This window comes from Leuconostoc carnosum, from assembly GCF_007954525.1.
Lineage (GTDB): Bacteria > Bacillota > Bacilli > Lactobacillales > Lactobacillaceae > Leuconostoc > Leuconostoc carnosum.
Window position 1 is genome coordinate 850148 of the sequence record NZ_CP042374.1, and the last position, 24422, is coordinate 874569.

General features: G+C 37.7%; 24 protein-coding genes and 1 tRNA gene. 4 read left to right on the forward strand and 21 right to left on the reverse strand.

Annotated features, from left to right (window positions below; translation table 11 throughout):
- Window positions 1–11 precede the first annotated feature (11 nt).
- From phnE to FGL89_RS04290, 15 genes are all read right to left on the reverse strand, one after another.
- A complete protein-coding gene (gene phnE / locus FGL89_RS04220) occupies window positions 12–833 on the reverse strand; it encodes a phosphonate ABC transporter, permease protein PhnE (protein WP_014973663.1) in 822 nt (273 codons plus the stop codon).
- The gene (gene phnC, locus FGL89_RS04225; protein ID WP_014973662.1) at window positions 833–1579 is read right to left on the reverse strand and encodes a phosphonate ABC transporter ATP-binding protein; all 747 of its coding nucleotides are present in this window, start codon (window positions 1577–1579) and stop codon (window positions 833–835) included. Before phnC ends, phnE begins: the two co-directional genes overlap by 1 nt.
- A gap of 117 nt (window positions 1580–1696) precedes the next feature.
- On the reverse strand, window positions 1697–2743 hold the full coding sequence (locus tag FGL89_RS04230; RefSeq protein ID WP_014973661.1) for a phosphate/phosphite/phosphonate ABC transporter substrate-binding protein: 1047 nt from the start codon (window positions 2741–2743) through the stop codon (window positions 1697–1699).
- A gap of 320 nt (window positions 2744–3063) precedes the next feature.
- Window positions 3064–3507 (reverse strand): F0F1 ATP synthase subunit epsilon, encoded by a 444-nt coding sequence (locus FGL89_RS04235; RefSeq protein ID WP_014973660.1) that lies wholly within the window; start codon window positions 3505–3507, stop codon window positions 3064–3066.
- Window positions 3508–3521: 14 nt separating this feature from the next.
- Window positions 3522–4922 carry a F0F1 ATP synthase subunit beta gene (gene atpD, locus FGL89_RS04240; RefSeq protein ID WP_014973659.1) on the reverse strand — a complete coding sequence of 467 codons (1401 nt, stop codon included), beginning with the start codon at window positions 4920–4922 and terminating at the stop codon, window positions 3522–3524.
- A 120-nt stretch (window positions 4923–5042) separates the two neighbouring features.
- Entirely contained in the window at window positions 5043–5951 is a 909-nt protein-coding gene (locus FGL89_RS04245) for a F0F1 ATP synthase subunit gamma (RefSeq protein ID WP_014973658.1), read from the reverse strand.
- 15 nt (window positions 5952–5966) lie between these two features.
- The gene (atpA, locus tag FGL89_RS04250) at window positions 5967–7481 is read right to left on the reverse strand and encodes a F0F1 ATP synthase subunit alpha (protein WP_014973657.1); all 1515 of its coding nucleotides are present in this window, start codon (window positions 7479–7481) and stop codon (window positions 5967–5969) included.
- 12 nt (window positions 7482–7493) lie between these two features.
- The gene (atpH, locus tag FGL89_RS04255) at window positions 7494–8036 is read right to left on the reverse strand and encodes an ATP synthase F1 subunit delta (RefSeq protein WP_014973656.1); all 543 of its coding nucleotides are present in this window, start codon (window positions 8034–8036) and stop codon (window positions 7494–7496) included.
- A gap of 11 nt (window positions 8037–8047) precedes the next feature.
- Complete coding sequence (gene atpF, locus FGL89_RS04260) at window positions 8048–8557, reverse strand: F0F1 ATP synthase subunit B (protein WP_014973655.1); 510 nt, start codon at window positions 8555–8557, stop codon at window positions 8048–8050.
- 26 nt (window positions 8558–8583) lie between these two features.
- Entirely contained in the window at window positions 8584–8811 is a 228-nt protein-coding gene (atpE, locus tag FGL89_RS04265) for a F0F1 ATP synthase subunit C (protein WP_004902064.1), read from the reverse strand.
- A gap of 245 nt (window positions 8812–9056) precedes the next feature.
- A complete protein-coding gene (atpB, locus tag FGL89_RS04270; RefSeq protein WP_014973654.1) occupies window positions 9057–9782 on the reverse strand; it encodes a F0F1 ATP synthase subunit A in 726 nt (241 codons plus the stop codon).
- Window positions 9783–10279: 497 nt separating this feature from the next.
- On the reverse strand, window positions 10280–11557 hold the full coding sequence (locus FGL89_RS04275) for a solute carrier family 23 protein (protein ID WP_014973653.1): 1278 nt from the start codon (window positions 11555–11557) through the stop codon (window positions 10280–10282).
- A 583-nt stretch (window positions 11558–12140) separates the two neighbouring features.
- The gene (locus tag FGL89_RS04280) at window positions 12141–13652 is read right to left on the reverse strand and encodes a peptide chain release factor 3 (RefSeq protein WP_014973652.1); all 1512 of its coding nucleotides are present in this window, start codon (window positions 13650–13652) and stop codon (window positions 12141–12143) included.
- 138 nt (window positions 13653–13790) lie between these two features.
- Window positions 13791–14735, reverse strand: a complete 945-nt coding sequence (locus FGL89_RS04285; protein ID WP_147000435.1) for an AEC family transporter — start codon at window positions 14733–14735, stop codon at window positions 13791–13793.
- Window positions 14736–14846: 111 nt separating this feature from the next.
- Window positions 14847–15467: a carbonic anhydrase family protein gene (locus FGL89_RS04290; protein ID WP_014973650.1), complete on the reverse strand. Its 621-nt coding sequence runs from the start codon at window positions 15465–15467 to the stop codon at window positions 14847–14849.
- Between the two features lie 135 nt (window positions 15468–15602).
- Between FGL89_RS04290 and FGL89_RS04295 the strand changes: the two genes are divergently transcribed.
- Complete coding sequence (locus FGL89_RS04295; protein WP_014973649.1) at window positions 15603–16274, forward strand: NAD(P)H-hydrate epimerase; 672 nt, start codon at window positions 15603–15605, stop codon at window positions 16272–16274.
- 57 nt (window positions 16275–16331) lie between these two features.
- On the opposite strand, the gene nrdG is transcribed toward FGL89_RS04295, so the two are convergent.
- The 3 genes from nrdG to FGL89_RS04310 form a co-directional block, all read right to left on the reverse strand.
- The gene (gene nrdG, locus FGL89_RS04300; RefSeq protein ID WP_014973648.1) at window positions 16332–16913 is read right to left on the reverse strand and encodes an anaerobic ribonucleoside-triphosphate reductase activating protein; all 582 of its coding nucleotides are present in this window, start codon (window positions 16911–16913) and stop codon (window positions 16332–16334) included.
- The gene (gene nrdD / locus FGL89_RS04305; protein ID WP_014973647.1) at window positions 16849–19056 is read right to left on the reverse strand and encodes an anaerobic ribonucleoside-triphosphate reductase; all 2208 of its coding nucleotides are present in this window, start codon (window positions 19054–19056) and stop codon (window positions 16849–16851) included. Before nrdD ends, nrdG begins: the two co-directional genes overlap by 65 nt.
- Before the next feature lie 275 nt (window positions 19057–19331).
- Complete coding sequence (locus FGL89_RS04310) at window positions 19332–20183, reverse strand: undecaprenyl-diphosphate phosphatase (protein ID WP_014973646.1); 852 nt, start codon at window positions 20181–20183, stop codon at window positions 19332–19334.
- Between the two features lie 183 nt (window positions 20184–20366).
- Here FGL89_RS04310 and FGL89_RS04315 point away from each other — a divergent pair.
- A tRNA-Lys gene (locus FGL89_RS04315) sits at window positions 20367–20439 on the forward strand.
- Window positions 20440–20517: 78 nt separating this feature from the next.
- Here FGL89_RS04315 and trhA read toward each other — a convergent pair.
- Both trhA and FGL89_RS04325 read right to left on the reverse strand, forming a co-directional pair.
- Window positions 20518–21156: a PAQR family membrane homeostasis protein TrhA gene (trhA, locus tag FGL89_RS04320; protein WP_014973645.1), complete on the reverse strand. Its 639-nt coding sequence runs from the start codon at window positions 21154–21156 to the stop codon at window positions 20518–20520.
- 144 nt (window positions 21157–21300) lie between these two features.
- Complete coding sequence (locus FGL89_RS04325; RefSeq protein ID WP_014973644.1) at window positions 21301–22182, reverse strand: DegV family protein; 882 nt, start codon at window positions 22180–22182, stop codon at window positions 21301–21303.
- Window positions 22183–22420: 238 nt separating this feature from the next.
- Between FGL89_RS04325 and FGL89_RS04330 the strand changes: the two genes are divergently transcribed.
- Complete coding sequence (locus FGL89_RS04330) at window positions 22421–22669, forward strand: hypothetical protein (protein ID WP_014973643.1); 249 nt, start codon at window positions 22421–22423, stop codon at window positions 22667–22669.
- 172 nt (window positions 22670–22841) lie between these two features.
- Window positions 22842–23453: a helix-turn-helix domain-containing protein gene (locus FGL89_RS04335; protein WP_014973642.1), complete on the forward strand. Its 612-nt coding sequence runs from the start codon at window positions 22842–22844 to the stop codon at window positions 23451–23453.
- 133 nt (window positions 23454–23586) lie between these two features.
- Here the strand turns inward: FGL89_RS04335 and FGL89_RS04340 are convergent, their stop codons facing one another.
- A complete protein-coding gene (locus FGL89_RS04340) occupies window positions 23587–24408 on the reverse strand; it encodes an oxidoreductase (protein WP_135198000.1) in 822 nt (273 codons plus the stop codon).
- Between the last annotated feature and the right edge of the window lie 14 nt (window positions 24409–24422).

The window sequence follows — 24422 nt, forward strand, 5'->3', positions numbered from 1 at the left end:
CTGTGCTCTCCTTAACTTAAATGCTTACGTAGTCTTTGACTAACAGTTTCAATGATGACTACCGCTACAAATATTGATAACAGAATCATACCAACACTGTTAAACTCACGCCAACCAATCTTCTCATTCAAAATCATACCAATACCACCGGCACCAACATAACCCAAAATAGCTGCATATCGGACGTTCCCTTCAAAAGCAAATAAAGCTGTTGATAAGTATATAGGCAAAATTTGAGGAAAAATAGTTGTAACAAATGCACGTGGTGCATTAGCGCCTGTCGCTGTCAAAGCTTCATAAGCCCCCATATCAACAGTCTCAATGTACTCAAATAACTGTTTCCCAACGAATGAAAAACTAAATAAGAATATAGCAACCGTACCCGCAAACGTGCCCAGCCCAAAAATATATGTGGCAATTAAAGCAGAAACCAGTGTAGGTATCGTCCTTACTACAGTTAAAATAAAACGTATCAGCAAGTTAACTATTTTATTATTTGTTATATTATGAGCTGCCAAAACAGCAAATGGTAGCGCTAGTAGCGCTCCAAAAAACGAGCCAAAGAACGACATTTGGATTGTCATCAATAATGGCTGCCAAACTTGCATAAAATAAGACAATTTTGGTGGAAACATACTACCAAAAATATTCCAAAAACCAGACAAGTTCGTAAACAATGTGGTCAACTTAAAGCCTGTGACCCAAACTGATATACCAATGGCTATCAATAACAAAAGAACGAGTAGTGGTACTCTGGTAAATTTTTGTGATACAGTTTTACCATTTGCAAGGGTATAACTTTCAGCGTCAAATAATTTATCATACCATCCCATTATTCAGCCTCGTCTTTACTATAAATGAAGTCCAAGATATCTTGCGTTATTTCGTCAGCTGGTCCATCATAAACCACTTCACCTGAACGGATACCTATAATTCGTTTTGAATATTCTAAAGCTAAATCAACATGATGAATATTAATCAAAACAGTTTGACCTAATTCTTCATTAATTCTTTTAAAATCATCCATTACTTCGTGGGCAGTTACAGGATCTAAAGCAGCTACCGGCTCATCAGCCAATAATACACTCGGATTTTGTGCCAATGTTCTAGCCAATGAGACACGCTGTTGTTGTCCCCCTGATAAGTGATCTGTACGAATAAATGCTTTGTCCAGCATTGAAACACGGTCCAATGCTTCTAGGGCTTTTAACTTATCTTCTTTTGAGAAAATACCTAAAATAACACGACCCAAGGGCATGTCAGGCACTAAAGAACTCAACACGTTTTTAATGACTGAAATGCGGGGAACTAAATTATAAGATTGAAAGATCATGCCTACTTTTCGACGATATTGTCGTAATGCCTTTCCTTTCAATCCGGAAATTTCAACGTCATCTACTGTCAATGTACCATCTGTTATGCTATTCAAGCGATTAATTGTTCTGATAAAAGTCGATTTTCCAGCACCAGACATACCAATAATGCCAATAAATTCACCATCTTGAATTTCTAAATTAATATCTCGCAATCCCTTAACACCATTAGGATACACCTTTGATACATGTTCAAATTTAATCATGATTATTTCCCTAGCTTTTTTATGTATTTAGAGCTATATATCATAGCTCTAACGCAAGAAAAGCAGCGCATTTGGCGCAGCTTTTCTTAGTATTTTAAATGTATTCAATCACAGTGCTTATTTGCGTGTCTCTTTTAACAATTTCTGCGCGTTACGTTCACCATCATAGTCGGATGACTTGGCCGGTACATAACCTTCGTGTGAGTAAATGGCAATAACTTTTTTACCTTCTTTAGTCTTAGCTAAATCAATAAATGACTTTGACAATGCTTTTTTAAATTCTGGTGTCATTGTCTTTGATTTTTTGGAAACTGAAATTGTATCATTATAAATTGGTTGTGATACACCAATAACATTTGTTTCTTTCCAGATAGGTTGTGATTGCTTATAATCAGTTGTCCACATATCAGCAAAATCACGACGTGCATCAGCATATGTTGGTAAAATATCAATTTGTCCAGAAGCTAAACGAGCCATTCCAGAACCGTACGAATCAACAGTCACTGTATTCTTCAAATCAGAAACCGTCTTATTAAAGTGCTTATTCAACCAAAGTGATGGATAAATGTATCCAGCAGATGATGTTGTAGATGACAATCCCCACTTCGCTGAGTTAACATCTTCCCAAGTGAGTTTTTCACCTGAATTAATTTTCTTAGCTAATTGTTGCCCTTTTTGTGAAGGACCTGCAATAACTAATGAACGATATGTCGCCGCTTGCTTTGTGATAGCTTTTGTCTCTTTACCATCATTCCATTTGTTAGCTTCTGAGAAGTTTTTATTAAGATCGGAACGTGTTGCTGTTAGTAATACTTGTGCACCATCTTGATACATCACATATGTACCACCTGGAATAAATCCAATATCGGCAGTACCAGATGCTAAGGCTTCCCCGGCTGCTTCATAGCTAGTTCCAACTTTGATATCAACATTTTTAACATCATAGCCTTCTTTTTTCAACTGTTTAATCAACAAGCCTTTCAATGGCTTTGTCATTGTCACAATTTGATCAGGCTGTTTTGAAGGAACAAAATAAACTTTCAAATCCTTGATTGTTTTTTCTGAAGCTGACTTTGAACCAGTTTGTGCAAAACCAAAATATGCTGCAACAGCAATGACAATCACAATTACGATACCTGCGAGTGTTTTCGCATTTTTACTCATGGACTTCTCTCCTGTTTATTCCCTATCGGGAATTCATCTGTGACAAATATTATTCTACATAACCAACGTTATTTTCAATGTTTGTCATGTAAAGCTTGTGTATATTTATCTCCATAAACTAATATAACAGAAAAATCCTTTTTCAAACCACTTATGTAGTTAGAATTATCTCATATTAAAATAAAACGCCCGGCACATGCCGAACATTAAACGAAAATATAAGTATATTTCCGAACGTTGGTAATTTGAACTTTTATAATCATTAGATTAATTTTTAGCAAACAAAAAACCGAACAATAATGTTCGGTTTTCATTGTAACTTATTTTCCCTGCCTAATAGCGGCAACGTGAATACGGTTCACAGCACGCATCAAAGCGACACGTCCACGAGCTAATTCAGCATCGTTATGATCATCTTGTGCATGAGCAATACGTGCCTCAGCACGTTCTTTGGCACTCTGAGCACGTGTAATATCAATAACATCTGATGTTTCCGCACTATCAGCGACAATGGTAAGTGTGTCATTTGAAAATTCAGCAACACCACCATTAACAGCTAATGAATCTGTTTGACCATCCTTTTTAACAATTAATTCATTAATTGTTAAAGCAGCTAATACTGGCACATGCTTACGCATCACACCAATTTGGCCACCTTGTGTATTAACAACAGCCAGTTCAATACCAGTTTCATTATAAGCTTCGCCTACAGGTGTCACAATTTGTACTCTGATTCCTGTTGCAGTAGCTGTTTCATCTGCCATTTATAAATACCCCCTTATTGGGCCATTGTCTTGGCTTTTTCAACAACCTGTTCAATTGAACCAACGTTACGGAATGCATCTTCAGGCAAATTATCATACTTACCATCCAAAATTTCCTTAAATGAACGTACCGTTTCTGAAACAGGCACATATTCACCATTCAAACCTGTAAATGTTTCAGCAACTGAGAATGGTTGTGATAAGAAGAATTGAATACGACGTGCGCGGTTAACGGTTGTCTTTTCTTCATCTGATAACTCATCCATACCCAAAATCGAAATAATATCTTGCAATTCACGATAACGTTGCAATGTACGCTGTACTTCAGTAGCGACTTCATAATGTTCTTGTCCCACAATTTCAGGATCAAGTGCTGATGAAGTAGAAGCCAACGGATCAACGGCAGGATAGATTCCTTGCTGTGTCAGTGAACGCTCCAAGTTAGTAGTAGCATCCAAGTGGGCGAACGTTGTTGCAGGCGCTGGATCAGTATAATCATCGGCAGGCACATAAACGGCTTGAATTGAAGTAACTGAACCCTTCTTAGTTGAAGTAATTCGTTCTTGCAATTGTCCCATTTCTGTAGCCAACGTTGGTTGATAACCAACGGCAGATGGAATACGGCCCAACAAGGCAGACACTTCAGAACCAGCCTGAGTGAAACGGAAAATATTATCGATAAACAATAACACATCCTTACCTTCATTATCACGGAAGTTTTCAGCCATTGTCAAACCAGTCAAAGCAACACGCATACGTGCACCGGGTGGTTCGTTCATTTGACCATAAACCATGGCTGTTTGTTTCAAAACGCCAGATTCTTCCATTTCATGGTACATATCATTACCTTCACGGGTACGTTCTCCGACACCTGTGAAAACAGAAATACCATTGTGACCTTGTGCAATATTGTGAATCAATTCTTGGATAAGAACTGTTTTACCAACACCGGCACCACCAAACAATCCAATTTTTCCACCACGAACATATGGTGCAAGCAAATCAATAACTTTGATACCAGTTTCCAAAATTTCAGTTGAACTAGCTAACTCATCGTATTTTGGTGCTTCGCGATGAATTGAATTACGTGGTGTTTCTGGACTAATGTCACCATTGTTGTCCACTGGCTCACCCAAAACATTGAAAACACGACCCAAAGTTGTCTCACCAACTGGTACTGTGATGGCATCACCTGTATCAGCTACTGACATACCACGTTGAAGTCCATCTGTTGAATCCATGGCAATTGTACGGACAACACCGTCACCTAATGCCAATGATACTTCAACTGTCAATGTTTGGCCATTACCTTTATCGATTCTAAGTGCATTGTTAATATCAGGCACGGATTGACCTGATTCAAATGCAACATCGACAACCGGACCAATCACTTGTACGACTTTTCCAGTACTCATTGTCGTTTTCCTTTCAATTTAGACTGCGCGCTAATATCAATATTAGCTGACCGCACATCTTTAATATAATTTATCAGGTTATTTCTGACTTTAAACAATAAGTGTTTAAAGCAATATAGCTTACTCTAAGGCAGCCATACCACCTGTAATTTCTGTAATTTCTGTCGTAATCTCTGCTTGACGCGCACGGTTAAACTGCAACTCTAAACGACCAATTAAGTCTTTAGCATTATCTGTAGCAGACTTCATCGCGGTTGACGAAGCTGCGTGTTCAGCCGTTTTAGCATCAAGCACCGCTTCATACACCAAACTCTGTGCAAATTGTGGTAATACAACATTCAAAACAGCTGTCATATCTGGTTCGATTTCATACGTACTTTGAACATCTAATTCAGCTTTATCAGCTTCCGTACCACCCATTGTATTCAAAGTATCACCAGTTAATGGTAATAATTGGACATCCTGGTAAACACTTGTCAATCGGTTTATAAAGTGATTATACACAACATGCAATGCATCAAACACTTCTGCTTCATACAAACTTGTTACTGTATTAACCACCGAACGAATTTCGTTAAATGACGGTACATCTGATACACCACGGTGTTCTAATATAACTTCAAAACCACGTTTTTTATAGAAATCAGCCCCATTACCACCAACTGCTAAAATAGCTGTATTTGTTGTATCTAAGTTTAAGCGAGCCATCAAAGCATTTGTTTGTTTAATAACATTTGCATTATATGATCCAACTAAACCACGATCTGACGTAACAACTAAAAGACCAGTCTTTTTAATTTGGCGTTGAGCAATTAATGGGATATGCTTAGCATCTGCATTATCAAAAAGATGAGCAGAAACTAAATGTTCAACCACTGCTTCCAATCGTGCGGCATAAGCCTGATATCCAACACTGTAACGTTGAATTTGACTGAGTTTAGCAGTTGAAACCATCTGCATGGCACTCGTAATTTGGCGCGTCTTTTTAGTGGATGAGATACGACGCTGAATCTCTTGCAAAGAAGCCATTGCAGCGTCCTCCTATTATTCAGCTGTTGACCCAGCAAAGCCAGCCTTGAAAGCTTCAATTGCTGAGTTCAAATCAGTTTCTTCAGGCAAGTTTTTTGTTTCAATAATTGTCTTGAACAAACCAGTAGCATTAGCATCAACATAGGCAATGAGTTCCTCTTGGAAACGTTGAATATCGTCAACAGCAATGTCATCAATATAGCCATGTGTTAATGCGTAAAGCACAACAACTTGTTGTTCAACAGGCATAGGCTTATGCAACGGTTGCTTCAAAATTTCAACTGTGCGACGACCACGAGCCAACTTGGCTTGTGTTGCTTCGTCCAAATCTGAACCAAATTGCGCAAAGCTTTCTAATTCACGGAATGAAGCTAGGTCCAAACGTAATGTACCAGCAACTTTCTTCATAGCTTTAATTTGAGCGTCACCACCAACACGTGAAACAGAAGTTCCAGCATCAATGGCAGGACGTACACCAGCATAGAATTGATCAGCATCCAAGAACACTTGACCATCAGTGATAGAAATAACGTTCGTTGGAATATATGCCGAGACATCTCCAGCTTGCGTTTCGATAATTGGTAGGGCTGTCATCGAGCCACCACCCAATTCATCTGATAACTTTGCAGCACGTTCTAGCAAACGGGAATGCAAGTAAAAGACATCTCCTGGGTAAGCTTCACGTCCTGGCGGACGACGAAGAATCAATGACAGTTCACGGTAAGCTGTAGCTTGCTTTGATAAATCATCATAAATGATCAAGACGTGCTTGCCATTGTACATGAATTCTTCACCCATAGCAGCCCCAACATAAGGTGCTAAGTACAACATAGGTGCTGGTTCTGAAGGACCAGCATTAACAACGATTGTATAATCTAATGCACCCATTTGACGCAATGTCTCAACTTGCGTACGCACAGTTGAGTCCTTTTGTCCAATAGCAACATAAATAACAATCATATTTTGATCTTTTTGATTCAAAATTGCATCAATGGCCAAAGATGTTTTACCAGTCTTACGGTCACCAATAATTAATTCACGTTGTCCACGTCCGATTGGAACGAGGGCATCAATTGCTTTAATACCTGTCTGCAACGGTTCAAAAACCGACTTACGTTGCATAACTCCAGGTGCTTTTACTTCGACAGGTCGTGTCTTGTCTGTTTTGATCTCACCCAATCCATCAATTGGTTGACCCAAAGCATTAACAACACGTCCAATTAATTGTTCGCCAACTGGCACTTCCATAATGCGGCCAGTACGCTTAACTGTATCACCTTCACGAATATCGTCAAAACCACCAAGAATGATGATACCAACTTCGTTTGTGTCGAGGTTTTGGGCCATCCCGAATGTGCCATTAGCAAATTCAAGCAATTCACCAGCCATGGCATTAGCCAAGCCGGTTGCACGAGCCACACCATCACCAATATAGGTAACAGTTCCCACTTCTTCTACAGTCAGTGTTGTGTCGAACTTTTCGAGCTGTTGCTTAATTAAAGCAGATATTTCTTCAGCTTGAATAGCCATTATTCTTCCTCACTAACCTAATAATTGTGCCTTCATTTTGGCAATTTTTGTTCGCAAACTACCATCAACTAATGCTGATTGCGATTGCAATATTACACCACCTAGGATGCCTTCATCAACGACGTTTTTCAAGTTCACTTGTTTCGCACCTGTTTTTGATGCAAAGACTGTGGCTAACTTGTTCAAACGTGCCTCATCTAACGGAACAGCTGTTGTAGCGATTGCATCAACAATACCATTTACTTCATTATATTGTTCGTTGAATGCGTCAACAATCAACGGTAAAATGTCCAGACGATCATTATAAGCTAACAACTTGACCAAATTTTCAATTGGTTCAGATGTGCCGTTTGTTAACGTTTGTAACAAATTATCGCGCAAAGCGACATCAACATCACGAGATGTAACCACAACAACAAAATTTGGATTATCATTGAATACCGTTTTCAAGGCGTTCAAATCTAACTGCGTTTCTGCAACGTTGTTTTGCTCGCTAGATAGTTCAAAAATTGCTTTGGCGTACTGGTCAGCGATATCTTTAAGATTTTTTGCCATACCAATACTCCTTATTTAGTTTCTAAATCTGAAATGTAAGCATCAATTAATGCTTGTTGATCATTTAACGATAATTCTTTTTGCATAAGCTTTGAAGCAATTGCTACTGAGAGCGATGCAACATCATTCTTTGCATTATAAATTGCGTCTTCCTTGAGCTTTTCAGCATCAGTTTGTGCTTGTTGGCTGATTGAAGTCGCACGTTGTGAAGCAACAGCAATCAAAGAATCGCTTTGCTTTTGCGCACTGATTTTTGCATCAGCCACAACTTTGGTTGCTTCTTGACGTGTATTAGCCAACTCACTTTGACGTTGTGCTGACAATTCTTCTGCTTCTTGACGCGCTGTTTCAGCACCATCAATATCATTAGAAATCTTATCAGCACGTTCATCAAGGACTTTTGTCAGTGGCCCATAGGCAACCAATTTCAAAATGTACATCAACACGAGGAATGAAATGATAATAAACAGCATATTACCTAATGGTAATTTTCCTGCTGCTAAGGTTGTTAAACCAAACATGATTTTCCTCCACTACTTATTTGTGTTTACTTGCCCATCAACATGAAGGCGAAGACAATTGACAAAATTGGCATAACTTCAACCAACGCAACACCCAAGAACATACGTGACAACAAACGGCTTTCGAGTTCTGGTTGGCGGCTCATACCTGCCAAGAATTGTGAAATCAAAACACCGTTTCCAATACCACCACCAACGGCGGCTCCAGCGGCTGCAAGACCCGCTGCGATTACACCAAGATTGTGCAAATCCATGAGATTACTCCTTATTGTAGGCGTGAGACGATGCGCAACTACCATAGTACTAATAACTATCAATATTAAGACCAGAGTTTACCAGTCTTGCTAATAATTATCTGTACCAAGATATTGTACACCGTCAAACGCGTTTCCATTTTAGTCGGATGATACGCTCCCGCGTCATTAACAAACCAACTTGTGTCATAACTTGATTATAATTAGTCAAATTGTGGCACAAATCTCATTTGTCGAAACACTCTTTACTCGTTACCTGACAACTGTGATATGAACACACCTGTCAAAATTACGAATACGTAGGCTTGAATCCCACCGATAAAGAGTGAAAAGCCTTGCCAGACCATTTCAATCGGCAATGCCAGCACTGACCAGAACCCATTAAACTGTCCAGGCCATGCTAAGCTATTCGCCACAAGTGTCAGTAACATTTCACCAGCGAAGATATTACCAAACAAACGTAGTGATAACGTCAAGAAGTTAGCTAACTGTTCAATGATATTTAGTGGCAACATCCAAGCATAAGGTTTGAACAACATGTTTTTAAGGTACCCCTTAAAGCCAAGTTCTTGTACACCCATGCCATGTGCAACCATCAAAGACATAATCGCTAACGTCATCGTTACGATTGGGTTGGCTGTAGGTGACTTAATATAAGTCACGCCATCAGTTCCCTGCAATTGAAGCAGTAAGCCCATTTCATTTGATACAACAACGAAGAAAAACAACGTAAATGCATACAAACCAAATTGACGCGCTTGCTTCTTTGGCAACTGTCCACCCACGATGCCATTGGTAAAATCAAGTAAGTACTCAATAGCATTTTGTCGCTTACCTGGTTTTACTGCAAGATTTCGTGTCAGAACAATCGATACAATCACAACAATTGCCATTGCCAGCAACGTTGAAAGTATCGTACCCCAGTCAAACGTGAGGTTTAGAAACTCAAACGGTGCCGTAGGGTCATCCATGCGCTTTCTCCTTTCTCAATAAATTTGGCGAAATGGTCGTAATCGGCTATTCGTCATAACATATAAACCAATAATACTCTTTTAAAAATGAAATTCAACCATTTTACGTCACTTTTTCACAAAGATTATTCAGATAATCTGAAAAAGCTCTAGTATGTTAGTTTTTGCTACGTAATTATTAAAAAAATTAATGATTTTAATTATTTACAGAATGTTAAAATCCTTAATAAATTCAGAAAAACCCCGTCTGAAAGGGCTTTCATGGGTTGCATAACATTTTTAATTCCTATTTCTCTTCGTACACTTTTGACTTGGATATTCGTCTACCTGCTACATCGCAAGCTATCATTATTTGCTCAAAATTGTGATAGAATAAACAAAATATCATATAAAAGCGGCATATACCATGAGTGATTGGTATATGCCGCTTCGTTGTTTACTATTCAAATATAACACCACAAAATATTAAGGTTAACACTTTAAAATAAACGTTAATTTTATAATTCTTTTTCACTTGCCGCAACTTTTGGCAAAACTAAGCTCAAAACAATACCTAGTACCGTTGCAATGGCCACACCTGAAAAATCAATTTGTGCCCCAAGTTGGAGATGGAAATTACCAATTCCGATCACCATAATTGGTGCAGCAATCATCAGATTACGCTTTTTACTGTAATCAACTTTGTTATCAACAATAACTTGCAAGCCAGCAGCAGCAATCACACCATAAAGCATGAAGCCAACACCACCAGTTACTGCGCCGGGAATAGTTGAAATAAGTGCTGACAGCTTACCGACAAAACTAAAAATAACAGCAAAAAATGCAGCACCACCAATAACCCAAACAGAATAAACACGACTCAACTGCATGACACCAATATTTTCGCCATACGAGGTAACTGCTGGACCACCTACTAATCCAGCCACTACAGAAGCGGTTCCGTCACCAGATAACGTACGTTGCAATCCAGGATTCTCAAAGAAATCATGTCCAGTAATTTTCGACAAAATCATTAAGTGCCCTAAATGTTCAGATAAAGTGACCAAGGCGAGTGGCGCCATAGTCAACACAGCACTTGGATAGAACTTAAAGCCATCTGAACCAATAAAAGTCTCAAAATTTGGTAACTGGAACCATTGCGCTTGTGCCACCGGCGACAAATCGACTAATCCGAAAGGTATAGCGATAATATAACCAAAAATAATACCCAATAATACTGGTAATAGACCCAAGAATCCTTTCAGAAACATGTTAAAAGCAATGGTTGCTAGTAGCGTTAGCAATGCAACAACAAAAACTTTCCAATCATATTTACCATTAATAGTAGTTGCTGAACTAGCAGCCGCTCCTGCCAAACTTAGACCAATCACCATAATGATAGGACCAACAACTTCAGCTGGGAAAATTTTATCAATCCAACCAGTCCCTGTATAAGTAATAATTAATGCCACAACTAAGTAAACAATACCAACAGCGATAATTCCTTGGGCAACAGCCGGATAACCAATTGTTTTCAACAACGAAGCCATAGGAATAATAAACGCAAAACTCGATCCCATATACGCAGGTACTTTACCATGCGTAATTAATAAGTGGAGCAACGTACCAATACCTGAAGTAAATAACGCCACACCCGGATTCAAACCAACTAACAATGGTACTAAAACAGTTGCACCAAACATCGAGAAAAGATGCTGCAATGATAACCCTAACCAAGTAAACAATGGCGGCCTATCATGCAAATCGTAAATAGCGTTATTCCCTTTTGTTTCCATAAGTATTTATGGTGAGTCAACATGATATCATATCACGCGTATCTCACCTCTCCTCCTAAAGTTTATCTCATTTTGTTGTACATTTGTGTCACAATGCATCTTTTTTATTATAAACCAAAAACCTGGCACTATGTCATCATAATGTCAGGTTCTATGGTTATTTAATTATATGCTTTGCGCTGCAAACGCATAGGTGAAGCTGAAATATTAACGTCACACCATCATCTCGCTTCTTGCCAATCTATCACGACTGTATTTCTTGTAATAGGTGTCCAAAACTTTGTTTGCTGGTCATTAAACCATTTTACAGTGGATACATTTTTATAACTCAAGTTGATTGATTCAAATCATTTATTAATGTTTTCCTAATACGGATCTGTTGTATATCAACCGTCGTCTACAAGATGATAGCCTCTGACGTTTCAATTTCTGATAAATTATTTTGCGTCATTCAAGGCCTCCTCTTTATTTGTTAACTTAATTATAACACTAAAAGTAAGCGCTTACAAGTAAACGTAAATAAAGTTTCCAAAACTTGACTATATATAAAAAAGCAGCTCTTTGAGCTACTTTTTCTTATCTGTTACATTTTTTCTTCTAAGATGACATCGGGATATTTATCATGGAACCAATTCATAGCAAATTTATTTTCAAATAAGAATACTGGCTGATCATATCGATCTTTTACTAGTAAATTACGGTTCGAAGCCATTTTTTCATCTAATTGATCTGGGGAAACCCAGCGTGCTACTTTTGAACCAATTGGTTCAAATTGAATTTCAACATTGTATTCATTTTCCATACGGAATTGAAATACCTCAAATTGCAATTGACCAACGGCACCGATGATATATTCGCCACCTTGCCATGATTTATATAGTTGAATCGTACCTTCTTGAACCAGTTGCTCGATACCTTTATGATACGACTTTTGCTTCATAACATCCTTGGCTACCACCCGATTGAACAACTCTGGTGTAAATGTTGGTAAATCTGGAAATTGAACATTCTTTTTACCAGAATAAATGGTATCTCCAATTTGAAAATTACCAGTGTCGTACACACCAATAATATCGCCTGGTACGGCTGTTTGCACATTTTCGCGCTCTTCAGCCATAAATTGCGTTACATTAGACAACTTAAGTTTCTTACCACTACGTTGCAGTGTCACATCCATACCACGATTAAATGCCCCAGAAACAATGCGCACAAAAGCAATTCGATCACGATGTCTCGGATCCATATTGGCCTGAATTTTAAAAACAAAGCCACTAAATTGGGTGCTTTCCGGTACAATGATTTGATCATCTACTGTTGTCATATCGGCTGGTGCTGGCGCGTATGTCAAGTACTCGCGTAAAAATTCTGTCACACCAAAATTTACCAAAGCTGATCCAAAAAATACTGGTGTTAATTTACCTTGTGCAATAGCTTCTTGATCAAATTCATTACCGGCATCACGCAATAGCTCGATTTCATCCATCGATTCTTCAACAATTTCAGGATGTGCTGTCGCATTTTTAAAAGGAACGACTTGATTATGCTTTAAATCATAAATACCTTGTAAAATCTGACCAGAACCCATTGGCCAATTCATAGGATAAGCTTGAATGCCTAAAATAGTTTCTAATTCATCTACTAAATCAAGTGCTGGTCGTGCATCACGATCAATTTTGTTAAAAAAAGTAAAAATAGGAATACCACGTTGTGCGACAATTTCAAACAATTTTTTTGTCTGTGGCTCGATACCCTTAGCCGCATCTACAACCATGACAACTGAATCCACCGCCATTAATGTACGGTAAGTATCTTCGGAAAAATCCTCGTGACCTGGTGTATCCAAAATATTAATGCGTTTACCATCATAGTTAAATTGCAAAACAGATGACGTGACAGAAATACCACGTTGTTGTTCAATAGCCATCCAATCAGAAGAGGCTAATTTGTGAGACCCACGCCCTTTAACTGTACCTGCTTCACGAATAACGCCGCCATGCAATAGTAATTGTTCGGTTAAGGTTGTTTTCCCCGCATCCGGGTGAGAAATGATAGCAAAAGTACGTCGACTTTTTAATTGTTCTTGAAAGTTTTCCATATCATTTAGTTTACCTGATATGGCACGGTTTCACAATACAAAAGCGAATGAATCATTAAGCAATTTCAATGAACTACACGATAATAAAATAATATAAAACTTAACAACACATCGCTCAATTTTATATTATTTTATTAATTATATTTGCTGAATTAATGTCATCAATATAGGTACCATAATAAGGCTTAAAATTGTGGATTCAGTCACCATGGCGGCGGCATAATCAGCATCAGCACCATATAAACTAGCAACAACTGGTGCGTTCGTCATCACTGGCATCGCTGCTTGCAAAATGAAAACCTGTTTCATTAGATATGGCATATCTGTTTTCCAAAGTAGCAAAAACATAATAATGGGCGCCAAAATAAACCGGCCACCTAAAATACCTAAACTATACTGATTAAATGTCAGATTTTTTAACCCAGCATGATGAACTGCAATCCCAATGAAAAACATAGATAGCGGTACTGTTAAATCACCAATATATTGCAAATCTGAAACAACAAACGTTGGTAACTGAATATCAAATAATACTAACAACACACCTACTACAAATCCAAGTAACGGTGGTGAAAATACTTTTCTTAGCGTACTTATCCAATCAAATCGCCATTCACCTTCACCATCACGTTGGATTAAATAAGTTCCTAGCGTCCAAAAAAAAGTCGTATTGACCATATAATAAACCAACACATAAGGTAAGCTTTCAGTGCCAAATAAAGCCATGTTAATCGGCAATCCAACGAAAACTGTATTTGAATTAAAAAACATGGATTGAAATAATCCACGCCGATTTTTCCGAATTTGCAAAATTCGCGAGACAGCAATTGAAATTGCAAACAAGATAATCATTGATATAATTGGAAACTTGATGTCTGGTAATAATTGCCGCAATTTATCAACTGTAAAATCGCTAGTAATTGTATGAATCATATACATTGGCAACGCAATTTGCGTGACAATACGCGCAATAATTTGGCCTGATTTTTCAGTAAACCATTGCCGACTAGCCAATATATATCCAATGGCAATCATTACTAATATGACCAGCACACCTTGAATTGATTGAAAAAAAACACCCAAAATGATAACTCCCTAATAAATAAACTATCTTTTATCATATCACGTTATCAAGGTGTCAGCACAGGAAATTATATCTCCATGCCAATACTATATGACGCCTAATCTAACCAACTACTTTATGATATCAATCGACGACACTTCTCTTCCCGCCACATCTTGTATATCACGATAATTATTTGGATAACGGTCATGTAAAATTGCCAGATCAACCGTACTCAATGCAATCGGTTCTGCCAAGATAAGCCATGAGATATTCTCACCTAAAGGTGGCGTTGTTAGTGAGCCAACATAGTGGAAATAGTCATGATGTGGCGGCAATAAGTCAGCTAATAGCTTGGCATCTATTTCACCAGTAAAAATATCTGGAATGTGTGTATTTGCGCCCGTAGCAACATCCCCAAAGATAGCCAAAACCAACGTATCATCATTTTTATGATAGACAAAATGGATTTCAGCATCATGTCGAACATTATCAATTAAATGTTCCGCACCATCATGAAAATGAAACCGTTCGAGTTGCCATGTTTCTCCATTCACAACCAACTCTCCTTGGACCAAAAACTGCTCACCCACTACTCTATCTTGATATTGCGTACGGTCATGAAATTTCACAGTTAAATCTGACTTTGTTTCTGGCAAAGTTTGTGAAGTATTGATCGCGATTGGGGATTGAAAAGGTGTGTCATCCGCTTGATACCAATCTTTTTGTTGACTATAATCTAAATGTTGCATGTGAATTCCTCAAAACTTTTATTTTATATTGTAGCAGAAAAAAATACGAACATTGAAAAATTCACAAATTGTTTCACGTTAATCGATAATATCCTGTATAATTAACAATAATATTGAGAAAGAAAAGTGATTACAATGCAACTTGTTACTGCTGCTGAAATGCAAAAAATTGATAATTATACAATTGAAACTATTGGTATGCCACAAGATGTTTTAATTGAACGTGCAGCTCTTGCAGTTGTTGAGGTTATCGGCGCTGGCCATTTTAATTTAGATCATGTACTCGTGCTATCTGGCTTAGGTAATAATGGTGCTGATGGCGTCGCAATTGCGCGCCTGTTGTACGCACAAGGCATTAATGTCTCATTACAATTTGTCGGTAACGTTGCTCGTGCCAAAGAAACTGTGACACGACAACTCAACATTATAGAAAATTATGGCCTGGTTCGTGCTGAAAAAAGTGATTTTAATGAAGCAACATTAATTATTGACGCTATCTTTGGTATTGGATTAAACAATATTTTGCCCGAAGGTTTGCAAAAAATGATTAAGGCCGCCAATCATATTGAAAAAACAGTCATTGCAGTTGACGTACCTACAGGTATTGATGCAACAACTGGAGAAGTCCGTGGTGCCGCATTAAAAGCGCATACCACAGTTACCTTTGGCTATGGTAAGTCTGGCCTCAACCAACATGTTGGTGGCTATTTATCAGGTAATGTCATTGTCAAAAATATCGGCTTGTTAACCCCACCTGATTTTATATTTTCATGTCAAATAAAAGACAGTGCAGTTGCCGCTGTTTAAATCAAAAAAAACTGCCAATTGGCAGTTTTTTTGATTACTATGATTAAGAAAAAGTAATTATCGTACTAATTTATCCCAAATAACTACATCATGAGCATTAATCGATTTTTGTACATCAATAATACGTTGGTTAGCACTTCCTCGAAATTGTAACGTCAAATCTTTTTCATCTTCTAAAAAACGCCCATCTACTAAAATATCAATTAATGACAGTAAACGCACCTTGTCGTAAGAATCATGAATTAACTCATCCCATGTATAGCCAGTCCAAGACCAAATATCTTTACTATTTCCAAATTCTTTACGAATACGGCGGCATAATTGTAAACAAACCTCAGTGTTCAAAAAAGGCTCACCACCTAGTAATGTTAACCCTTGAACATAATCATGGCTCAAATCTTCAATAATTTTATCTTCAAGATCTTTTGTATAAGGCTGTCCAAAATGAAAGTTTTGAGCGGCAACATTATAGCAACCCGGACAAAGAAATAGGCAACCACTCACATACAAACTACAGCGTACACCTTCACCATCAACAAAATTAAAGGGTTTATAATCGGCAATTCGATGTTCACTATAATTCGGTGCGATCCAGTCGTTGGGAATCGGATTGTTTGGTTTTCGAATATGCTGCGGCATGTGCAATCATCTCCTGAGTTAAATTCTTTTGTCGTGATTTGATTTCAATATGACGACCATGCACCATTGGTCGTTGTTGTGGGTTTCCTAAGTAACCACAAGTTCGCTTAACAACATCACAGAATGCTGGATCATGGTTCCCACACTCTGGGCAAACAAATCCCCGTGCGGTCGCTTTAAATTCACCCATGAAGCCACATTTAAAGCATTTATCGATACATGTGTTCGTCCCTAAATAACCCACATGATCGTACGCCCAATCCCAAACTGCCTCCAATGCACTCGGATTTTGTTTCAAATTTGGATACTCACAATAGTGAATAAAACCACCGGCAGCATATTTAGGAAAAGCTTCTTCAAAAGTGATTTTTTCAAATGGTGTTGGATGTTTTCGAACATCATAATGATAACTATTGGTATAGTAATCTTTATCCGTAATATCTGGTATATGACCAAATTTTTTCATATCTAACCGACAGAATGTATCCGTCAAAGATTCTGCCGGTGTGGAGTAAAGACTATAATGATAGCCGCTTTCCTTTTCCCAGGCTAAACAATAATCATGCATCTTGGCCACAATCTGCAAAGCAAAGTCATGCGCCGCTTTATTTTTTTCCCACTCAGGGCCAAAAAATGCCGTGCAAACTTCATATAACCCCAAATATCCCAGCGAAACCGTTGCACGTCCATTTTTAAAGACTTCATCAACACTGTCTGTAGCTTTCAGACGCTTGCCAAAAGCACCATACATGTACAACAACGGTGCATTTTCTGGTATCGCTTCTTTAGTCCGCTCAATGCGGTAAGCTAACGCCTCATGACAAAGCATCATCTTTTCATCGAAAATACGCCAAAAAGTATCAAAATCTCCCGCTGCATACAAGGCTATTCGTGGTAAATTAACCGATACAACACCCAAATTCATGCGACCGTCGTTAACTTCTTGTCCATTTTCATCTTGCCAACCCTGTAAAAATGAACGGCAGCCCATCGGTGTTTTGAAACTCCCTGTAATTTCAACGATTTTATCGTACATTAATAAATCAGGGTACATCCGTTTTGTAGAACATTCAATTGCTAATTGTTTGATATCATAGTTGGCATCATCAGGCGCAAAATTAAGCCCTTTTTTCAACGTAAAAGTTAACTTGGGAAAAATTGCTGTACGATGTTCCTTCCCCAAACCTAGGATTCGTATTTTTAAAATCGCTTTCTGAATTTCACGTTCAATCCAGTTTGTCCCTAACCCAAAATTAATCGTCGTAAACGGTGTTTGACCTTGAGAAGAATATAAAGTATTAATTTCATATTCTAGTGCCTGCATCGCGTCATAAATATCTTTGCACGTCTTTTCTTTGGCATAGGCTGCTTGCTGATCATCACTGACCCATTTTTTAGCGTCAACTAGATGCTTGTCATAATTTAATTGGGCATAGGGTGCTAACAGCTGATCAATACGATTAGCAGAACAACCACCATATTGAGACGATGCAACGTTGGCAATAATTTGCGCCATTTGCGCAGTAGCTGTTTGAATAGATTTTGGTGAATCAACCCATGCATTACCAATTTTATAACCATTGGTTAATAGATTTTCAAAATCAATTAGGCAACAATTAGTTGCTGGCGTTACTGGTGAATAGTCTAAGTCGTGCCAATGAATTTCACCGCGGAGATGCCCTCTGGCAACGCGTGGTGGCAACATTTTTAGACCTAACGCGCGACTAACAACGCCTGCTTCTAAATCACGTTGTGTGTTAAACACACGACTATCTTTGTTCGCATTTTCGTGTACTATCGCCTCGTCTTGGTTGAATAATTTTGAAATATTTTTCTCAATATTAGTGGCGTCAGCAAATTGCTGTTGTTTATCCGCAAAACTAGCTTCATAAGCCTGCGCAGCACCCTCTTGTTCATCATTGAGCAATTTAACCAAAAAATCGTGTATTTCTACAGTTGTGACGCTTGTGTGATGGCTTAATATCTCGTACAAACCATTTTGTACCTGCTGTTGCTCTTCTAGTGATAACTCAAGCTGCTCTAGGATGTAATTGATTTTATAGGTGTAGAATGGCATCACCTCACCACTCCGTTTTATAACATTTAAATCCGTGAGTGTGTATTGTTTTATTTTACTGTTCATAAACAAATAACTACCCCCTTTTCTTTTAAAATATTTGATGTCGTACATTCAATATTACAACTATTTTTTAGAGAATAATACTGACTATAAATAAGTAGCATGTGTTTTTAGGACAACAAATAATGACACATCAACTCTATTTAGACTTAAAAAAGTTTTTGTGTCATTTTTAACGAATTAGCGATTTTTTTATAATTTATTGGGCTATTTACCTACTAGTTAAAGCATTTTATCCACAAAAAAGATGCAAACGAATGTTTGCATCTTTTTTAAAATTAAGCGATTGTTATCACACCGAAGACAGCTAATAATAGGAATAGCACACCAACGACAATACGATACCAACCGAATATCTTGAAATCATTATTTTGAATATATCTCATCATCACTTTAATAGCGAACCAAGCCACAATCCAAGATACCACAAATCCAATTAACATCACGAGACTTTGCATGATTGTAAAGCGACCACCGTGGGCTAAGAACGACCCAACTTTTAATACAGTTACCCCGAACATCACTGGAATAGATAAGAAGAATGAAAATTCAGCTGCCACAAAACGTGATGCGCCTAGAAGAATCGCCCCTAAAATCGTTGCCCCCGACCGAGAGGTTCCAGGAACTAATGACAAAACTTGAAATAACCCAATAAACAATGCTAACTGGTATGTCATCTTATTAAGATCAGTTACCTTTGGTGCAATACCTTTTTGTCGATTTTCAATTACGATAAACAAAATACCGTAAAGAATCAGCATAGCTGAAACAACCCAAACATTTAATAAATGGGCATCCATAAAATCGTTGAGTAAGAAGCCAAAAATCAAAGCTGGCAAGAAACCAACAGCAACCTTAATCCACAACCGCCACGTTTGAAAACGTTCACGCGGTGTTTTGGTTGATGAAAACGGGTTAAGTTTGTGGAAATAAAGCTGAATAACCGCGAAAATTGCACCTAATTGAATGGTGTAATCAAAAACTGCAGTAAAACTTTTTGTCCAAACCGCACCACCTGGAATATTCATGAGAGACGATACCAAGATAATATGTCCCGTTGATGAAACTGGTAAGAATTCTGTTATACCTTCAACGATTCCAATAATAATTGATTTAATAAGATCTAGCATATTACTCTGATGTTTTAGAATCTGTTTCCAAAACATTTCCTTTCGCTTTAACTTTCTCTATTTTATACTAAATAGCACTGATAAACCATAAAACGCCTGTTCGTCCATAAATGGTATTAACCTATTGCTTTTTAAAATTACCCATGGTATTATATTATATGTTGTTTAAAACAAATAACATATGGACAGCTAGCTCAGTTGGTAGAGCAACGGACTCTTAATCCGTGGGTCCAGGGTTCGAGCCCCTGGCTGTCCACTAACTAAGACCAGTAAATAATTTATTTGCTGGTCTTTTATTATACAAAAAAAGCTGAATCCTCATGGTTCAGCTTTTTTATAAACTTAAATAAATACTAGCAAACATCAATCCTGCACCACCTAAAACAAATATATGCCAATAAACGTGACCCATTGGGATCTTTGGTACGAGATAAAAGATAGTCCCAGCTGAATAAGTCAACCCGCCAGCTACTAGGAGCCAAAAGGCGGTATGTGACAAGACGCCCCATAAAACAGGCATAGCAAGGACAATAAGCCATCCCATAACCAGATAAATTGTCACAGATACCCACGGCCAACGACCAACAAAAAACAAATCATAGACAAAGCCAGCAATCGTCATGGTCAAGATAGCGCCCCAAATCGACCAACCAACCCAACCTCTGATTAATAACCATGTATACGGCGTATAACTGCCCAAAATAACCAGATAAATACCGGCATGATCAAAAAATTGGAAAATTTTAGCCGCGCGTGTAAAAACTAATGAGTGAAATAATGTTGAAGCTAACAAAAAGAATCCTACTGTGACAGCATATATAATAATTGCGGTAATTTCAAAGGCGGAAACTGGGTGTCGGAAAACATGAATTAGCAGCATGATACCAGCTAAAACAGCTAATAAAAATCCGAAACCGTGTGTGACAGCATTCAAAACCTCGTATGTAATTTGATAACGTTTTGATCGTTGCATTTAGTTGTCCCCGTAAATCAATTTATTGTTAATATTATAACATTATTACACACTATGTTAATAAAAAACGATAACTGAAATAACAACTTTTCAGCTATCGAGTTAATCAATAGAAAAACTAGTGACCAAATCACTTTAAAAATTTTAAATTAAAGTCTCCCAATCACGTCCCCACAAGACACCCATCGTACCATCTCCCGTATGAACGCCAATATAAGCACCGATTTCACCACGTTCAAATTTAACTGTTGGATAATCGTGTTGCAAATCTTTGAGCCACTTATCTCCCAATTTAGCATTATTGCCATCAATCACAAAAGCACGCACTGGAAAATCTGCCCTTGTCAAATATTGATTAAGTGCTTCTTTAATTTCTTTCAGTGATCCACTCATTTTGCGTGCCTTACCTACAGCGCCTATCTTACCTTCACCTTGAATATCTATTGATAAAATTGGCTTAATATTAAGTAAGCCACCAACTAACGCTGCACCTCGTGATAAACGTCCAGTTCGTTGTAAATGGGAGATGTCATTGACAACAAAGCGTACATCTAGCGTTTCTCTTAATATATCAAGCGTTGCCAAAATTTCATCTAAGGTCTTCCCTTTTTCAGCCAGTGCAGCTGCCATGACAGCTTGCATACCAGAACCCATCACTGCAAATTTTGAATCCCACGCACGTACATCTGACATGCTTTCGTATGCAGAGGCAACAGCATGAGCTGTTTGGTAAGCACCGGATATACCTGATGAGATTGGGATAATTAGTGCTGAATCATAGCCTGATGCTTTGGCTAAATTCAGTACTTCCTCCCAATCACCCGGTGCTGGTTGTGACGTCGAGGCAATCATCTTTTTATCTTTCATCAGCTTGACTAACTCACCAAGATTATGAATATCGACTGTTTCCTTGTAAACTTCATTCCCAAAAATAATAGGATCATTCACTTGAAAAATATGGTAGCGATTACGCACTGTAAGTGGTATCGCTGATGCTGAATCGCTAATTATTGCTATTTTAGACATTATTTTTTCTCCAGAATGAACACATCATGAGTTCTGTGCTTGATTATCTCTTTAAATCATGACGTAAAGCATACGTAACACTATCTACGCTACTTTGCATAACTATTATTCTATCAATTTTATATCTAATGAGCAAAAAAGACGCTTTCACGTTGCTTTTTTATAGTGAGCATGTGACAATTGAAGTACTGATTTTATCCATTTTGAACAAAAACTCACGATAATTCTAGGGAGACACATGTTTGCGTACTACATTTTACCAACAATTTATGTCATATTACTCTTCATCTTTTCATCATTAAAACCTGATCGTTTCGCAATTACTGTCAATGAATTCCAAAGCGTAATGATGAAATCATTATTACTGGCATTTTTAGCTGTGACCATTACAAATAGTGGTTTAACCCGCTTTTACGGTTTATGGTTTAATATCACATTACTATTTTCGATGGGTCGTGTTATAGCACGAGTGCGACAACAAAAATAAGCAACTATTATTTAAAAAATGCACCAATTACAGCTCATCGAGAGCTAAATTGATGCATTTTTAATTGATGTAAATAGCTAGAAGCCTATTAAGTATGCGGCGCAATGAATTATTGCTTACGATTTACATCGTCTCCGTCTAAAATAATAGTCAAGACTTAGGAGGCATTTTTATGACATTCGGTGACCATTTAAAAAGCGTACGATTGGAGAAACACTTAACTCAAGATCAAGTAGCTAAAGATTTTTTTATTACTCGGCAAACAATATCAAGTTGGGAGAATGAAAAAACTTATCCTGATATTACTAACTTAATCAAGCTAAGTGAGTATTACCATATTTCATTGGATACACTATTAAAAGAAGACGATGGCCTTCGTAAATATCTTGAGAAAAAAGATGTATCACAAAGTCTCAGTCCAGTAAGAATTAGTTTACTAGGTATTGATGTTATTCTATCATTAATCTTGTTATCAAGTTTACTAAATTGGATTCAAATTAACAGTATCGTAATGTCATTAATTTGTATCATAACTGTATTGACAATAGTAGCACTCAATGAGATTACAAAATTCGATGAAACATATCACCTCAATCTTCAGCAGACTTGGCAAAAATATTTATCTGGTGATTACGGTTTATTATATGCAAGTATTCTCCCTGCAATCTTCATTTTACTGGGTATCATGATCATCTGGGCTCAGAATAGTCTTACCGGTATTTACCCCATAGGTATCGGAGTATTTATTTTTGTTTTGCTAATAATTAGACTAAAAAAGAAATAATGATTACCATGTCTATTCATAACATTGAAAAAGTTAATAAAATTAATGATGAGGTTATTTTCCACAATCGACTTGCTTAATTTCTAGGCGAAAAGTAAAAGCACGTGAAAGGTCATTATTTTGTATTGACTGGTTAAATTAATTTTTGAACGAGCTTATCGAAAAACTTTGCTGGCAAAATGGTATGCAAAAACACTGAGAATTTGGCACCATAACCGACCAGATAACGTGCACGTGGCCGACTACTTTCAACTGCTTTAACAATAGTGCCAGCAATAACGCTTGGATCAGTTAATTTATCTGAATTGTAAAGTTTATGCATGCGATCTGCGGCTGCTAAGGCATGTTCACTATAAACTGTGCCTTGTGAAGATTGTTTCAGATGATCGGCCGCAATGATACCCCATTCAGTTTTAATACCACCTGGTTCAACCAATACAACATCCACACCAAAAGGTTTAACTTCCATGCGTAGTGCATCACTAAATGCCTCTAGGGCATACTTTGTGGCATGGTACCAAGCACCCATATACGTTGTCACCCGTCCTGCCATGGATGAGATATTAATGATTTTACCTGCATGTTGTTCCCGCATATAAGGCATGACTAATTGAACTAACCTTGCCACACCAAATAAATTCGTATCAAATTGATGTTTAGCTTCATCAAGTGCCACATTTTCGATAGCGCCATATGAGCCATACCCAGCATTATTAATCAAAACATCAATGCGCCCCTCTTGATTAATAATTTCTTGAATAGCTTGTTTGCTTGATTCCTCATCAGTCACATCAAGCTTAATGGGTGTAATACCTAAGGCTGCCAAAGGCGCCATTTTTTCAACGCGACGCGCTGCACCATAAACTTTATAATCTAATGAGGCCAAAAGCACCGCTGTTTGATAACCGATACCGCTACTAGCACCAGTGAGTAAAACTACTTTTTTAGTTGTCATTTTTTCTTAATTGC